At 66.8% G+C, this 15,173-nt stretch carries 12 protein-coding genes; 7 read left to right on the top strand and 5 right to left on the bottom strand.

The window, feature by feature from the left end; genetic code table 11:
- Nucleotides 1–233: 233 nt before the first annotated feature.
- Together CUR96_RS07075 and CUR96_RS07070 are read left to right on the top strand one after the other, a co-directional pair.
- A complete protein-coding gene (locus CUR96_RS07075) occupies nucleotides 234–1,610 on the top strand; it encodes a GH1 family beta-glucosidase (protein ID WP_102192604.1) in 1,377 nt (458 codons plus the stop codon).
- Complete coding sequence (locus CUR96_RS07070; RefSeq protein ID WP_245861115.1) at nucleotides 1,607–2,827, top strand: MFS transporter; 1,221 nt, start codon at nucleotides 1,607–1,609, stop codon at nucleotides 2,825–2,827. Before CUR96_RS07075 ends, CUR96_RS07070 begins: the two co-directional genes overlap by 4 nt.
- Here CUR96_RS07070 and CUR96_RS07065 read toward each other — a convergent pair.
- The 5 genes from CUR96_RS07065 to CUR96_RS07045 all read right to left on the bottom strand — a co-directional run bounded on the left by CUR96_RS07065 (nucleotide 2,793) and on the right by CUR96_RS07045 (nucleotide 9,295).
- Nucleotides 2,793–3,557: an alpha/beta hydrolase gene (locus tag CUR96_RS07065; RefSeq protein WP_102192603.1), complete on the bottom strand. Its 765-nt coding sequence runs from the start codon at nucleotides 3,555–3,557 to the stop codon at nucleotides 2,793–2,795. The two genes, CUR96_RS07070 and CUR96_RS07065, sit on opposite strands and share 35 nt — an antisense overlap.
- A 70-nt stretch (nucleotides 3,558–3,627) precedes the next feature.
- Nucleotides 3,628–5,340, bottom strand: a complete 1,713-nt coding sequence (locus CUR96_RS07060) for an ABC transporter family substrate-binding protein (protein ID WP_102192602.1) — start codon at nucleotides 5,338–5,340, stop codon at nucleotides 3,628–3,630.
- Between the two features lie 117 nt (nucleotides 5,341–5,457).
- A complete protein-coding gene (locus CUR96_RS07055) occupies nucleotides 5,458–7,389 on the bottom strand; it encodes an ABC transporter ATP-binding protein (protein WP_102192601.1) in 1,932 nt (643 codons plus the stop codon).
- Entirely contained in the window at nucleotides 7,386–8,312 is a 927-nt protein-coding gene (locus tag CUR96_RS07050) for an ABC transporter permease (protein ID WP_245861114.1), read from the bottom strand. Before CUR96_RS07050 ends, CUR96_RS07055 begins: the two co-directional genes overlap by 4 nt.
- On the bottom strand, nucleotides 8,312–9,295 hold the full coding sequence (locus tag CUR96_RS07045; RefSeq protein WP_102192599.1) for an ABC transporter permease: 984 nt from the start codon (nucleotides 9,293–9,295) through the stop codon (nucleotides 8,312–8,314). The genes CUR96_RS07050 and CUR96_RS07045 overlap by 1 nt, the downstream gene beginning before the upstream one ends.
- 239 nt (nucleotides 9,296–9,534) lie before the next feature.
- Here CUR96_RS07045 and lepA point away from each other — a divergent pair, with 239 nt between their 5' ends.
- From lepA to hrcA, 5 genes are all read left to right on the top strand, one after another.
- Nucleotides 9,535–11,385 (top strand): translation elongation factor 4, encoded by a 1,851-nt coding sequence (gene lepA, locus CUR96_RS07040; protein ID WP_102192598.1) that lies wholly within the window; start codon nucleotides 9,535–9,537, stop codon nucleotides 11,383–11,385.
- Between the two features lie 73 nt (nucleotides 11,386–11,458).
- Complete coding sequence (locus tag CUR96_RS07035; RefSeq protein WP_102192597.1) at nucleotides 11,459–12,112, top strand: DUF1990 family protein; 654 nt, start codon at nucleotides 11,459–11,461, stop codon at nucleotides 12,110–12,112.
- A 16-nt stretch (nucleotides 12,113–12,128) separates the two neighbouring features.
- On the top strand, nucleotides 12,129–13,346 hold the full coding sequence (gene hemW, locus CUR96_RS07030) for a radical SAM family heme chaperone HemW (protein ID WP_102192596.1): 1,218 nt from the start codon (nucleotides 12,129–12,131) through the stop codon (nucleotides 13,344–13,346).
- Between the two features lie 57 nt (nucleotides 13,347–13,403).
- Nucleotides 13,404–13,967, top strand: a complete 564-nt coding sequence (locus tag CUR96_RS07025) for a DUF6630 family protein (RefSeq protein ID WP_102192595.1) — start codon at nucleotides 13,404–13,406, stop codon at nucleotides 13,965–13,967.
- A 154-nt stretch (nucleotides 13,968–14,121) separates the two neighbouring features.
- Complete coding sequence (gene hrcA, locus CUR96_RS07020; protein ID WP_102192594.1) at nucleotides 14,122–15,156, top strand: heat-inducible transcriptional repressor HrcA; 1,035 nt, start codon at nucleotides 14,122–14,124, stop codon at nucleotides 15,154–15,156.
- The last annotated feature ends 17 nt before the right edge of the window (nucleotides 15,157–15,173 follow it).

Here is a 15,173-nt window from a genome sequence, read left to right as displayed (position 1 = left end):
AGTGATGGAAATGCCGGCAACAGAAGAGGGCTGGTGCACAGCGGTCGTGAGGGAAGAACCCACACGCAAGCCAAGAGTCGAGTCTATCAGCAGTCGGCCGGATAGCGCGAAACGGCGTCGGCGGCGTCGGCGGACGCCGCAACACGCACGACTTGTGACGATACCCAGTCGCGCTGGGAACGGCACTGGGTACAGAATCAGCAGTGTCCCCGACATCGACGTCAAGGAGCGACATGTACTCCGATCACGCCCGGCCGGTCTTCCCTCACGGATTCCGCTGGTCCACCGCGACCTCCGCGTTCCAGATCGAAGGATCCCGCGATGCGGACGGCAGGGGGAGATCCATCTGGGACGACTTCATCGATGTCCCCGGGGCGGTGAAGGACGGCTCGACCGCTGACCCGTCCTGCGACAGCTACCGCCGCCCCGAGGCCGACGTCGCGCTGGCCGCGGGACTCGGCGTCGACCACTACCGCTTCTCGATCCAGTGGGCGCGCGTGCAGCCGGACGGCAGCGGCCCCGCGAACATGGCGGGCCTCGATCACTACTCCCGCTTCGTCGACGCGCTGCTGGAAGCGGGCGTCGCCCCGTTTCCCACGCTGTACCACTGGGAGATGCCGAGCGCCGTCGAAGCGGACGGCGGCTGGCTCAACCGCGACACAGCGGAGCGCTTCGCCGACTACACGGCGCTCGTCGCGGAACGCCTCGGTGATCGGGTGCCGCAGTGGTACACGCTCAACGAACCGGCGATGACGACCCTGCAGGGCTACGCGACCGGCGCGCTCGCCCCTGGGAAGCAGCTTCTCTTCGGCGCCCTGCCCACGGTGCACCATCAGCTGCTCGCGCACGCTCGAGCGGCAGAGGTGCTGAAGGCCAACGGGGCGCGTCGGGTCGGGCTGGTGAACAACCACACGTGGGTGCTGCCCCTGCACGACACCGACGAGGACCGGATGGTCGCGGCGGTGTACGACACGATCCACAACCGGATCTTCAGCGAGCCGCTGCTCGAAGGCGCATACCCCGATCTCGAGGCGCTGGGCCTTCCTCCCATGCCGGTGCAGCCTGGCGATCTCGACCTCATCCGCTGGTCGATCGATTTCTACGGCATCAACTTCTACAACCCGACGACGGTCACCGCCGCGCACGGCGAGAGCCCCATCCCGTTCGAGATCGTCCCGACCCCGGGGGTACCCGTCACGGGCTTCGGTCCCGAATGGCCGATCATGCCCGAGGCGCTGCGCGATCTGCTGGTCGACCTGCACGCGCGGCATCCGCATCTTCCGCCGGTGATCATCGGCGAGAACGGAGCATCCTTCCCTGAGCCGGAGAGCGCGACACGGGTGGAGGACACCGACCGGATCGGCTATCTCTCCGGACACATCGCCGCGGTCGCAGAGGCGATCGACGCGGGGGTCCCGGTGGAGGAGTACACGGTGTGGTCGCTGCTGGACAACTGGGAGTGGGCCGACGGCTACACGCAGCGTTTCGGCCTCGTGCACGTCGATTTCGCCACGGGGGAGCGCACTCCCAAGGCCTCGTACGACTGGTACCGGAGCTTCATCGCGGATGCGCGGGCGGAAGCGAGCGCGCACGCGGAGGTCGCACGGTGAGCAGCTCGACGCGTGTCGGCTTCCGCTGGATGTCGCTGTTCTCACTCGCGTGGCTGGCGATCTGGACGGTTCAGCTCACGCCGGTCCAGCTGCTTCTCCCACTGCAATTGGACACGACGGACGGCGACTGGATCGCGGGCGTCGTGTCCTCGGGAATCGTGCTCGGGATCGGCGGCCTGGCCGGGGTCATCGCGGGACCCGTCGCCGGAGCGCTCTCGGATCGGGCACGCGCGGGGCGGCACCGGCGTCGGCCCTGGGCTCTGGGCGGCGTCTGGCTCACGGCGATATGTCTCGTCATCACAGGTTTCACCGAAGGACCGTGGGCGGTCGGCGCCGCATGGATCGGCGTGTCGGTCGGCGTCGCCGTCGCATCCGCGGCCTTCACCGCGCTCATCGCCGATCAGCTCCCGGTCACGCAGCGCGGCGCCGCATCCGCCGCTGTCGGGTCCAGCCAGGCGGTCGGAATCGTCTTCGGCGTGGCTCTGGTCGTGCTGCTCGGTCTGGACGTCCTCGCCGGATACCTGCTCCTGGCAGCGATCATCGCGGCGATCGGTACGGCCGCAGCACTCCTCCTCGCCGATCCGCCCTCGACCGCGCAGATGCGACCGCCGCGTGCGGCCGGCCGTCGGCTTGCATCGCTCCGTGATCGCGATTTCGCGTGGATGCTGTCCGGCCGCCTCGTCACGAACATCGGCAATGCCCTGGGGACGGCGCTCTTCCTGTTCTTCCTGCTGCACGGGCTGAACCAGCCGAGCAGCGTCGCGCAGGACAACCTGCTGCTGCTGATCGTCGTGTACACCGTCTTCGTCGTTGCGGCGTCGGTGCTGACCGGCGTGCTCTCCGATCGCAGCGGCGATCGTCGTGGTCTCGCCATCGCCGCCACGGTCGTGCAGGCGGCATCGGGTGTGGTCATCGCTCTCGTTCCGACCTTCGAGGCGACGATGGTCGCCGCCGCACTTATGGGCGTCGGCTATGGCGCGTTTTCCACGGTCGGCCTGGCGTTCGCCGCGGACCTGCTGCCGGACGAGCAGGATCATGCACGCGACCTCGGGATCGTCAACGTGACGGCAGCGCTCGGCCAGCTGATCGGCCCCGTGCTCGGTGCGGCGCTCGTGGCGCTCGTCGGCGGGTTCTGGCTGGTCTTCGCCGCGGCGGCCGTGCTGTCGCTCGCGGGCGGTGCGCTCACGGCGATGGCGCGTCCGCGCTCCCGGTCGTAGAGGCCGAGTCGGTCTGCTGCGCGATCGTCGCGACGGCGAGATCCAGAACCTTGTTGAACACACCGGGGCGCATCGCGGTGACCAGGTGCGTCGAACGCGGCACGACGATGAGCTCGGCGTGCGGTGAGAGGCCCTGGAAAAGCGCCTCATGCACCCGCAGCTGGTCGTACTGGCCGTTCACGTACCAGAGAGGCACCCGGATGCGCTGCACAGCATCCGCGAGATCCAGCGACTCGAGGCTGCGCAGCGCGGCGTCCTGCGCGTCGTACGCGTAGCCGCCGGCACCGAAGTGCTCGCGGGTCTCGACAGGGAGCGTCGCAGCCAGCACCCGCCTGGTGAGCCAGGAACCCCGGCCGGGCAGCGCGTTCATGGCGCTGGCGAGCAGCCGGTAAGCGCGCAGCGCCGCACCACGCGGGAACGCCGTGCAGGATGCCGCGACCACACCGGCGATCGGCGGGGGATCGTCCGACCCGGCGATCGACAGGCAGAGCAGCCCGCCCATCGAATGCCCGACCAGCAGTACCGGCCCGTCGAGTGCGGCCTTCCGTATCGCTGAATCCACGACGGACAGGGCCGCCTCGATGGTGAACGTCTCACCGAGAGTGGCGCCGTGGCCGGGGAGGTCGATGGCGACCGAGGGGATCCCTCGCTCTGTGAGGTGCTTCTGCTGCGACAGCCACATCGTTCTGGACGTGCGGATGCCGTGCACGAAGACGACCTGGATGCTCACAGGTGCCAGCATAAACAACAGCGGGGCCGGTGGATTAACCACCGGCCCCGCTGTACTTGTGCCAGAAGGCTTACTTCTCGTAGCCCACGTTCTCCACCGGCGTGATGCCGAAGAGGTCGAGACCCACGTAGGGCTCGGGCGTGAGGTTGGCGAGGCCGTTCTTCACGGTCCAGATCTCCGGACCGTTGAACGCGGGGAGGACGCCCCAGGTCTCGGCGAAGATCTCGGACTCGAGCTTCATCGCGGCCTTGGTCTGCTCGACCGGGTCAGAGAGCGACTCGACCTGCTCGTGGATCTTCTTGTCGATCTCCTCGGTGCCGGTGCCCGAGAGGTTCAGGCCACTGTCCGAGCAGTACAGCTGGCAGTACCAGGCAGCGCCGAACGGGTCGGACGAGGTGAAGTTCAGGAAGAACATGTCCCAGTTCTTCGTCGTGAAGTCATCGGCGAAGTCTGCCGACGGACGGATGTCCACCGTCACCTCGACGCCGATCTCCTTCAGCTGAGCCTGCACCGCGACCATGCGGGCGCGTGCCGTCTCCGTGTCGCTGTGACCCGGGAACGTGATCGCGAGGCGGACGCCATCCTTCTCGCGGATGCCGTCGGCACCTGCGACCCAGCCGGCGTCGTCGAGGATCTTGTTCGCACCCTCGGCGTCGCCGTCCTTGCGGCCGGCCTCTTCCAGAGCGTTGACGTAGTCGGGCTGGAACGAGAACAGCGTGAGCGATCCGGCCGGCTCCTCGGTGTAGTTGAGACCGTTGAACACGATCTCCTTGACCTGCTCGAGGTTGATCGCGGACATGATCGCCTCGCGCACCTCGAGGTCTGCCAGAGCAGGGGTCTCGGAGTTCAGGATGAAGAGCGCGTTCGCGGTGGCCTGACCGGAGTAGGTCGTGACGCCCTCGAGGCCCTCGACCTGAGCGAGCAGCTCGGCGCTGCCGGTCTCGGCCATGTCGACCTCGTCGTTGAGCAGCGCGTTGACCGCAGCGGTCGGCTCCATCTGGATGAAGGAGACCTTGTCGAGCAGCGGCTTCTCGCCCCACCACTTGTCGTTCGGGACGAGCTCGACGACGCCGCCGTTCTTGTCGAAGTTCTCGACGGTGTAGGGACCTGCGCCCCACTCCGGGTGCCAGTCTCCGAGGAACGCCGTGTTGAAGAGCTCAGGCGTGTTCACAGCCGGGTGCAGCAGCTGGGAGTACACCATCTCCGGCCAGGCGAACTCGCCCTTGAAGGTGACGATGACGTCGCGGTCGTTCTCGCCAGCCTCGACGGACTCGATCTCTTTCCAGCCGTCGGTGGCGTTCGGCAGGTATGCCTCGTCCTGGCCGCTGTTGGCCTTCCAGGTGGCCTCGAACGCGGTCACGTCGATCGGCGTGCCGTCATTCCAGACTGCCTTCTCGTTGACCTTGAAGTGCAGGACGGTCTTGCCGTCCTCGACTCCGAAGCTGTAGTCGTCGAGGTAGGCCGGGTTGGGCTTGACCGTGCCGTCCGGGTCCATCAGCAGCACCTGCGGGCGGAACCAGGTTCCGACCTGCGTCACGCGGGCGTCGCCGTCGCTGTGGAAGTAGTTCAGCTGCTCGGCGATGTTCGAGATCGGGATGCGGAGCTCGCCGCCCTGCTTCAGGTTCTCGCGGGGCTGCGGGTTGTAGTCAGCGCCTGTGACGGTCTTGGGGCCTTCGCCCTCACCTTCGTTGCCGCCGCCGTTGCCTGCTGCACATCCGCTCATGACGAGTGCAAGGGCGCCGCCGAGAGCTGCAATGCCCATCAGCTTCTGATGCCGTTTCATGGTACTCCTTAGTGCCTGTCGGCCTTACTTGGGATAGAGGCAGGATAAGTCAGTGGAACTGCGGCTCACGCGCATGGGCACCGAATGTTATCGGACCGTGCACATTGTGCCGACGGCTCAGAGAGCAGCAGCCGCCACGGCGTCGAAGCCTTCGACGGGGAGGATGATGCGCTGACGCGTGCGCTCGATGTCGGGATCGGGGATCGGGATCGCCGAGAGCAACGCCTTCGTGTAGGGATGCTGGGGATCGTCGAACACCTGATGCACGTCGCCGTGTTCGACGAACTCGCCCTTGTACATCACGGCGACGCGGTCGGCGATGTGCCGGACGACAGCCAGATCGTGCGCGACGAAGAGGTAGGACAGCCCCAGCTTCGCCTTCAACTCATCGAGCAGGTTGATGACGCCGGCCTGGATCGAGACGTCGAGCGCCGAGACCGGTTCGTCGAGCACGACGACCTTCGGGTTGGTGGAGAGGGCGCGCGCGATCCCGATGCGCTGCCGCTGTCCGCCCGAGAACGCCGTCGGGAACCGGTCGCTGTGTGCGGGGTCGAGGCCGACGAGCGCCATCAACTCCTCGACGCGGTCGTGCACCTCATCCTTCTCCATGCCGATGGCGAACATCGGCTCGGCGATGATGTCCCACACCGTCATGCGCGGATCCAGTGCCCCCATCGGGTCCTGGAACACGATCTGGAGGTTGCGTCGCACTTCGCGTTCCTCGGAGCGGGAGCGGATGTCGGCGACGCTCTTGCCGGCGATGCGGATGTCGCCGTCCTCCTGCTTGACGAGATCCATGATCTGCAGGAGCGTGGTCGTCTTTCCGCTGCCGGACTCGCCGACGATCGCGAGGGTCTCGCCCTCGCGGACGTCGAAGCTGATGCCCTTGACCGCCTGCACCTCGCCGACCTTGCGCTTGAGGAACGCGCCCTTGAGCAACGGGAAGGTCTTCGTGAGGTTGACCGCCTCGAGCGTGATCGGGCGCTGCTCGCGGGGGAGCCGGGCCAGGGGGCTCTCCGGGATCTCGGGAAGGGGGAACACCGGCAGTCCGCCGATGAGGCCGCCATCCGTGATGTCGTGTGCACGGATGCAGGCCGCGGTGTGCGCCTGGTGACCATCCGTGACCACGGGCAGCAGCTCTGGTTCACGCTGACGGCAGGCGTCGATGGCGATCGGGCAGCGGTCGGCGAACGGACAGGCGTCGGGAAGGTTGATGAGCAGGGGCGGGTTGCCCTTGATCGGAATCAGCGGCACCTTCTCGGTCTTGTCCACGCGCGGGATCGCGCCGAGAAGCCCGATCGAGTACGGCATCCGCGTGTGGTAGAAGAGCTCGCGCACCTCTGCGTGCTCCACGGGCTTGCCTGCGTACATCACGAGGACGTCGTCTGCCGTCTTGGCGACCACGCCCATGTCGTGAGTGATCATCATCATCGCGGCGCCGGTCTCCTCCTGCGCCTTGTCCATGAGGTCGAGGATCTGCGCCTGGATGGTGACATCGAGAGCAGTGGTCGGCTCGTCGGCGATGATCAGCTTCGGATCGTTCGCCATCGCGATGGCGATCACGACGCGCTGACGCATGCCGCCCGAGAATTCGTGCGGGAACGACTTCATCCGTCGCTCCGGCTCGGGGATGCCGACGAGCTTGAGCAGTTCGACGGAGCGGTCCCACGCCTCTCGCTTGGACAGACGCCTGTGCACGGTGAGCGCCTCAATGAGCTGGTCGCCGATGGTGAACACCGGCGTCAGCGAGGTGAGCGGATCCTGGAAGACCATCGCCATGCCGTTGCCGCGGATCATGGAGAGCTGCTTGTCGGACTTGCCGATGAGCTCCTGACCGTCGAACACGATCGAGCCGGTGACCTTGGCGTTCTCGTCGAGAAGCCCCATGATCGCGAGCGAGGTGACGGACTTGCCTGAACCGGACTCGCCGACGATGCCGAGCGTCTTCCCGGCTTCGAGGTCGAAGGAGACACCGCGGACGGCATCGACGCGACCGGCTTCGGAGGCGAAGCTGACCCGCAGGTCTCTGACGGAGAGAACAGTACTCATGCGCGACCTCCAGCCGCCGAGGTCGGATCAAGGGCGTCGCGCAGGCCGTCGGCGATGAGGGCCATCGAGACGGTGAGCATCGTGAGGGCGGCAGCGGGGAAGTAGAACAGCCACGGTGCGCTGGCGAGTGTGCTGGAGCCCGCCCCGATGAGCGCGCCGAGCGAGACATCGGGGAGCTTCACGCCGAAGCCGAGGAAGGACAACGCGGTCTCGGTCAGGACGGCGAACACGACGCCCAGGGTGAAGTTGATCACCAGCAATGAACCGATGTTCGGAAGCATGTGACGCAGCACGATGCGGATGCCGGACAGTCCCGCGTAACGGGCGGCGTGGACGTACTCGCGTTCGCGGATGGAGAGGCAGAGCGTCCAGATGATGCGGGCCGGCATGAACCAGCCGACCACGAAGATCATGACCAAGGAGATCACGAGCCAGTTTCCGCCGGCATCGTTCGAGATCATCGCGAGGATCAGGAAGTTCGGGACCACCATCATGAAGTGGATCACGATCAGTGCGACGCGCTCGTAAAGACCGCCGTAGTAGGCGGCCGTCGCGCCGATGACCGCGGAGAGCACGGTGGTGCCGACGGCGACGAGCAGGGCGATCATCATCGATCGCTGCAGGCCGACAGCGACCTGGGCGAAGTTGTCGTTTCCGGATCCGTTGGTGCCGAACCAGTGCTCGGCAGACGGACCCTTGCGCAGTGCGAGGAAGTCGAGCTCGGTGTGGCCGTACTGGGCGACCAGCGGCCCGACGATCGCGAACACGACGAGTGCAGCGAGCACGACGAGGCCGATGATGGCCCCGCGATTGCGGAGGAAGCGACGGCTGTACAGCCGCCACATCGAAGTGCGCTTACGTCGCGTCGGCGGTGCCATCTCCACGTTCAGATCGGGGTTCAATCCCATTGTCTCGATGGACATCAGCTCACCCGCACTCTCGGATCGAGGACTACCACGGCGATGTCGGCAAGGATGGCGCCGATCGCCGTCATCAGGGCGCCGAAGGCGGCGACTGCGACGACGCCGTGGACGTCGTTGGTGTTCAGGGTCTCGAGGAAGTACTTCCCCATGCCCTTCCAGTTGAAGATCGTCTCGGTGAGCACCGCACCGGTGAACACGAGTGGGATCGTGAAGGCGACTTGGGTCGCCACCGGGATCAAGGAGGTGCGCAGCGCGTGCTTGCGAATCGCCTGCTGCTTGGTGAGTCCCTTGGCTCGCGCCGTGCGCACGTAGTCGGCTTTGATGTTGTCCAGCAGCAGGGATCGCTGCAAGAAGTGGATCTGCGCGTAGCCGACGAGAACCAGCGCCAAGGTGGGCAGGGTCACGTGTTGGAGTATGTCGACGAGGACCGGGAAGAAGCCTTCGACGCCTTGACTGGCGGAGCCGGTGACGTAGAAGACGCGAACGCCGACGAGGTTGTTGAAGCCGATCGCGAGGAGCACGATCGCGAGACCCGCGACCACGCTCGGGATGTTCAGCGTGATGATCGACGTGGCCTGACCGATCCGGTCGGCGAGCTTGTACTGGCGCGACGCCGTGTACACGCCCAGCGCGATGCCGAGAATGGTGGTGATGATCGTGGCGCCGAGCACGAGCTCGGCGCTGATCCAGATCCGGTAGGCGACCTGTTCGTTGACCGAGTCGCCGGTCGGGCCCTGGCCCCAATCCCAGCGGAACAGGATGCCGGAGAACCAGGTCCACCACCGCTCGATCAGCGGCACGTTCTCGCTGAGGTTGCGCGGCTCGAGGAGGGCAGCGATCTCATCAGCTGTCTTCGGAGGGCGGCGACCGACGTAGTTGTTCTCGGGATCGAGGAAGTTCCAGGCGAGGAAGTAGGTGATGTTCGTCGCGATGACGATCATCAGCACCCACCCCACGAGGCGGCGCAACAGAAACTTGATCAAGGTAATGATTCTTTCTCGTTTACAGACGCGCTCGGGATCTGCCGACGCAGCGCTGGGTCGGTTGCAATTCAAGCACCATCCGACGATCCACGCGACGCGCGACCGGCTCCTGACTTGTGACGGAGTCGTGACGACTGCGGGATTCAGTGTCACGGAACCGTCTGGGGCAACCTCGGGAGACTATCACCGGTTCAGGCGAATCGAGGATTAGCATCGCCTGACCGTAGAATCGTGGGGACATGTCACCACGCGCTCTCACCTCCCTTCAGCCTGCCGCGACTCCGGCGACGCAGATCCGCAACTTCTGCATCATCGCCCACATCGACCATGGCAAGTCGACCCTCGCCGACCGCATGCTCGGCATCACCGGCGTGGTCTCGGATCGCGACATGCGGGCGCAGTACCTGGACCGCATGGACATCGAGCGCGAGCGCGGCATCACCATCAAGAGCCAGGCCGTGCGCATGCCCTGGATGCTGAACGGCGAGACCTTCGCACTGAACATGATCGATACGCCCGGTCACGTGGACTTCACGTATGAGGTGTCCCGCTCGCTCGCTGCGTGTGAGGGGGCGCTCCTCCTCGTCGACGCCGCGCAGGGCATCGAGGCCCAGACCCTCGCGAACCTCTATCTCGCGCTGGAGAACGATCTGCACATCATCCCGGTGCTGAACAAGATCGATCTGCCGGCGGCCGACCCCGAGAAGTACGCGAAGGAGCTCGCCTCGCTGATCGGCGGTCGCCCTGAGGACGTGCTGCGCGTCTCCGGCAAGACCGGCCTCGGCGTGGAGGACCTCCTCGACCGCCTCGTGGAGCAGATCCCGGCGCCGAAGGGCGACCCGGATGCTCCCGCCCGCGCGATGATCTTCGACTCCGTCTACGACGCGTACCGCGGCGTCGTCACCTACGTCCGCATGATCGACGGCTCCCTCGAGCCGCGTGAGCGGATCCAGATGATGTCGACGCGGGCCACGCACGACCTCCTCGAGATCGGCGTGTCCAGCCCGGAGCCCGTGCCGTCGAAGGGCCTCGGCGTCGGCGAGGTGGGCTACCTCATCACCGGCGTGAAGGATGTGCGCCTGTCCAAGGTCGGCGACACCGTCACGACCGCCAGGAAGCCGGCATCCGATGCCCTTCCCGGCTACACCGACCCGAAGCCGATGGTGTACTCCGGGCTGTACCCGATCGACGGCAGCGACTACGGCGAGCTTCGGGAGGCGCTGGACAAGCTCAAGCTCTCCGACGCCTCTCTCGTGTATGAGCCGGAGACGTCCGTGGCGCTCGGCTTCGGATTCCGCTGCGGATTCCTCGGGCTGCTGCACCTGGAGATCATCACCGAGCGACTGGCTCGTGAGTTCGACCTCGACCTCATCACCACGGCCCCGAGCGTGATCTACGAAGTGACCACCGACATCGGCGAGAAGGTGATCGTCACGAACCCGAGCGAGTACCCGGATGGCCGTGTCGCGTCCGTCGCCGAGCCGATGGTCAAGGCGGCGATCCTGCTGCCGAAGGACTACGTCGGAACCGTGATGGAGCTCTGCCAGACGCGCCGCGGTGCGCTGCTGGGCATGGAGTACTTCTCCGAGGAGCGCGTCGAGCTGCGATACATGATGCCGCTCGGCGAGATCGTGTTCGACTTCTTCGATCAGCTGAAGTCGAAGACGCAGGGGTACGCGAGCCTCGACTACGAGCCCGCCGGCCAGCAGGACGGCGACCTGGTCAAGGTCGATGTCCTGCTGCAGGGCGACAAGGTCGACGCGTTCAGCGCCATCGTGCACCGCGACAAGGCGTACGCCTACGGCACGCTGATGACGGAGCGGCTGCGCAAGCTCATCCCTCGGCAGAACTTCGAAGTACCGATCCAGGCGGCGATCGGTGCGCGGATCATCGCCCGTGAGACGATTCGCGCCCTCCGCAAAGACGTGCTCGCCAAGTGCTACGGCGGTGACATCAGCCGCAAGCGCAAGCTGCTCGAGAAGCAGAAGGAGGGCAAGAAGCGCATGAAGATGGTCGGCCGTGTCGAGGTTCCGCAGGAGGCGTTCATCGCCGCTCTCTCCGGCGACGTCGACAGCAAGGACAAGAAGTAGATCTCTGCGGGATGTGACGCCCGGCGGCGCGTGGGGAGTGTTCGCCCAGGGAACGGGAAGTAGGCTGGAACTCATGCGGCGCGGGACTTTCCGAGACGACACGGTTGACTATGCGGCCGTGGGTGCGACCCACGCGCCCGATCTGATGCAGTACCCGCCGGAGCGCAGCATCCCGGCGGAGCAGTCCTGGCGGATCGGCAGCGGTGCGGAGAGATTCCAGTCCGCGGGCGAATCCCTGCTGACCTGGACGGCGCAACGCGCGGCCGGCCTGAGCATCGAAGACGTCCGCCCGGCGTCGGGTCCTGCCTATGCCGGCGTGAGCTTCGACGCCGAGGGCAACCCGGTCGCCCCGAGCAAGCGCGACGTCGAGCAGCGCTTCGATGCGGAGGGCACCCCGTTCGTCGGGCCCGGTATGACGCTGCGCCTGCACGGCCGGGTCTCGGGCATGCGGGCGGATGCCGAATTGCGTGTGATCTCCGTGACGGAGGAGCCGCGACGCGTCGGCTTCGTGCTCGGCACGGTCGGCGGCTCGGTCGTGAGCGGCGAGGAGTCCTTCGACCTCGAGTGGCGCGAGGACAACGACGAGGTGTGGTTCACGGTGCGTGCGTTCGACGCGCCGAACGCTCTGCTCTACCGGACGGTGCCGGCCCTGGTGAAGCGCCGCCGCCGCGAGCTGTTCGCCCGCTACCTCCGAGCGATCTCCCCGCTGTACGCGACGCCCGTCTGATGGCGCGCACTCTCTGATGGGCGCGTCGCTCCCTCTCGGCGATCCCGCACCCGCGGACGGACGTCTGCCGCACGATCTCCCGATCGATCTCGCGGTGCCGTTCTCGGCTTACCTGCACATCCCGTTCTGCCGGGTGCGCTGCGGCTACTGCGATTTCAACACCTACACGTCCGGTGAGCTGCGCGGCGCGCGGCAGGAGGACTACGCCTCGACGCTCGAGGCCGAGATCGCCCTGGCTCGCACCGTGCTCGGCGACGCCGGCGCCCTCCGGCCGATGGACACGGTCTTCTTCGGAGGCGGCACCCCGACGCTTCTTCCGGCCGGGGACCTCGCCCGGATGCTGGGTGCCGCTGTCTCGGCGTTCGGGATCGTCGACGGCGCCGAGGTCACCGTCGAAGCCAACCCCGACACCGTGACGCCGTCTGTCGCGAGGACGCTGGCCGATGCCGGCGTGACCCGCCTCTCGATAGGCATGCAGTCCGCCGTGCCGCACGTGCTCGCGGCCCTGGATCGCACCCATGACCCGGAGAACGTGCGCACCGCCGTCGCCGCCGCCAAGGACGCGGGGCTCGCTGTGAGCGTCGATCTCATCTACGGAGCACCCGGCGAATCGCTCGCCGACTGGGAGGCTTCTCTCGATGCGGCGCTCGCACTCGAGTCCGACCACATCTCGGCGTACGCGTTGATCATCGAGGACGGCACGAAGCTCGCCCGCCAGATCCGGCGCGGCGAGGTGCCGACGCCCGACGACGACGTGCAGGCCGACATGTACGAACTGGCCGACGCGCGCCTCGCCGCCGCCGGTTTCGACTGGTACGAGATCAGCAACTGGGCCCGCGATCCCGACCAGCGGTCGCGTCACAACCTCGCATACTGGCGGGGGAGCGACTGGTGGGGCTTCGGGCCGGGGGCGCACAGTCACGTCGGCGGGCTCCGATGGTGGAACGTGAAGCATCCCGCCGCATACGCCCAGCGGCTCGCGGCATCCGAATCGCCCGCTGCCGGCACCGAACGACCGGGCGAACAGGCGCGGATGCTGGAGCGGGTGCTGCTCGAGAGCCGATTGGCAGAAGGATTCCCGGTGGCTGATCTGCCGACGGCGAAGCGATCGCGCGTCGCGGGACTCATCGCCGACGGACTCGTCGACCCGGCATCCGCCCTGCACGGTCAGGTGCGGCTGACCCTGCGCGGACGGCTTCTGGCCGACGCCGTGGTCAGGGAACTCACCGACTAGAGCGTAGAGCGCGAGTATCGCGTGGTCGATTTCCACGGCGTATAAGAGAATGGTCCGGTGACGAACTACGGCCACTTCCTCGCGCCCGAAGACGGCGTCGACCTCAGCGCGACCGATGCCGAGGACGTTCTGATCACGCGCGGGCTCCTCGAGGTGATCGATTGGTCCGGTGAAGACGAGCCCGGACAGATCGTGCGGTTCGTGGTGCATCGCCTGGATGCCTTCGGCGTGGGGCCCGGCACCGCAGACGCCGTGCGTTCGGCTGCAGCGACGGCGGCCGAAGCCGACCTTGAACGCGGTGAGCACGTTCCTGCGATCCTCCGCGCCATCGACGCCGCACTCGAAGGGACGCGTGTCGCAATCGGCGAGTTGCGTCGCGGTGACGACGCATACGTGATCGGCGTGATGCGACGAAGTGACACATCGCTGGAAGCGTGGGGTCTTGACCGGCCCGTGCACGAACGGCTGTATGTGATCGACTGTCCGTGCGGCGGCATGAACGTCTGGCAGCTCCCGTCCGAATCGCCGAAGCCCGACGAGGGGGAGTGCGACTCCTGCGGCCGTGACCTCTTCGATTCCTCGGGTGCCTCGATCTTTCCGATGTCCGGCGAGCCGGCCTGAGTCCGGAGCCCCGGCGCGGGGTGCGCAGCCACGGTTCCCGCGCGCTACGGCGCGGCTCAGGCAACGCGGGGTAGAATTGGCACTCGGATCATTCGAGTGCCAGTGGGTGTCCGGATGGCAGGATCGGCGGCGAGACAGCGGAAGGAGCTGCGTGATGGTCACAGAACGAGGGCTGCAGGTCCTCCGCGCGATCGTGCAGGACTACGTCGAGACCCGCGAGCCGGTGGGCAGCAGGTCGATCGTCGACCGTTATTCCTTCGGCGTATCCGCGGCGACCATCCGCAACGATATGGCGCAGCTCGAAGACGAAGAGCTGATCGCCGCACCGCACACCTCGTCGGGTCGAGTGCCGACCGACAAGGGTTACCGCGTCTTCGTCAACCATCTCGCGCAGCTGCGACCGCTCTCCGCCGCCCAGCGCACGGCGATCGAGTCGTTCCTCGCCGCTCCCGCCGATCTCGACGACCTGATGGCACGCACCGTCCGCGTGCTCACACAGCTCACCGGCCAGGTCGCCCTCGCCCAGTATCCGTCGTTCGCCCGTGCGCATCTGACCCACATCGAACTCGTCGCGCTGGCGCCGAATCGGATGCTCGTCGTGCTCGTGACCGACGCAGGGGGTGTCTCGCAGCGTCTCGCGCCGCTGCCCGTCGACGTGGACGAAGCCGAGATGGCGGTACTGCGTGCGCGCCTGTCCGCCCTGATCACCGGTCGTGCGGTCAGCGATGCGGCCGATCGCATGGGCACGCTTCTGGCTGCCGACGAATCCAGGACGAAGGATGCGGCGCTGCATGCTCTCGCGTCGGTCATCATCGACGAGCTCGGAGAATTCCGCCAGGAGCGTCTGGTGATGGCGGGGGCGGCGACGCTCGCCCGTCGCGAGCAGGACTTCCGCGGCAGCATCCATCCGATCCTCGAGGCGATCGAGGAGCAGGTCACGCTGCTGCGGCTGATGAGCGAGATGGTGAGCGACGAGCACGGCCTCGCAACGAGCATCGGCACGGAGAACGCTCCGTTCGGACTCGGTGAGGCCTCGATCGTCGCCAGCAACTACGCCGCCCCCAGCGGAACGGCGAGGGTCGGCGTGATGGGGCCGACCCGCATGGACTACCCGAGCAACCTCGCAGCAGCACGGGCTGTCGCCCGCTATCTGTCGCGGCTGCTCGATGAAGACGAGGGAAGCCGCTGACGCGGCTCCCGCACGAA

The organism is Microbacterium aurantiacum, assembly GCF_002872075.1.
GTDB classification, from domain to species: domain Bacteria; phylum Actinomycetota; class Actinomycetes; order Actinomycetales; family Microbacteriaceae; genus Microbacterium; species Microbacterium aurantiacum_A.
The sequence above is the reverse complement of the archived record's forward strand: the minus strand, read 5'-3'. Positions and strand labels throughout refer to the sequence as shown.

What these genes read in the sequence shown, in the direction of transcription:
- hrcA (WP_102192594.1), top strand. Translation starts at nt 14,122, where the DNA reads ATGGTCACAGAACGAGGGCTGCAGGTCCTCCGCGCGATCGTGCAGGAC.
- hemW (WP_102192596.1), top strand. Translation starts at nt 12,129, where the DNA reads ATGGGCGCGTCGCTCCCTCTCGGCGATCCCGCACCCGCGGACGGACGT.
- CUR96_RS07055 (WP_102192601.1), bottom strand. Translation starts at nt 7,389, where the DNA reads ATGAGTACTGTTCTCTCCGTCAGAGACCTGCGGGTCAGCTTCGCCTCC.
- CUR96_RS07075 (WP_102192604.1), top strand. Translation starts at nt 234, where the DNA reads ATGTACTCCGATCACGCCCGGCCGGTCTTCCCTCACGGATTCCGCTGG.
- lepA (WP_102192598.1), top strand. Translation starts at nt 9,535, where the DNA reads ATGTCACCACGCGCTCTCACCTCCCTTCAGCCTGCCGCGACTCCGGCG.
- CUR96_RS07060 (WP_102192602.1), bottom strand. Translation starts at nt 5,340, where the DNA reads ATGAAACGGCATCAGAAGCTGATGGGCATTGCAGCTCTCGGCGGCGCC.
- CUR96_RS07035 (WP_102192597.1), top strand. Translation starts at nt 11,459, where the DNA reads ATGCGGCGCGGGACTTTCCGAGACGACACGGTTGACTATGCGGCCGTG.
- CUR96_RS07050 (WP_245861114.1), bottom strand. Translation starts at nt 8,312, where the DNA reads ATGTCCATCGAGACAATGGGATTGAACCCCGATCTGAACGTGGAGATG.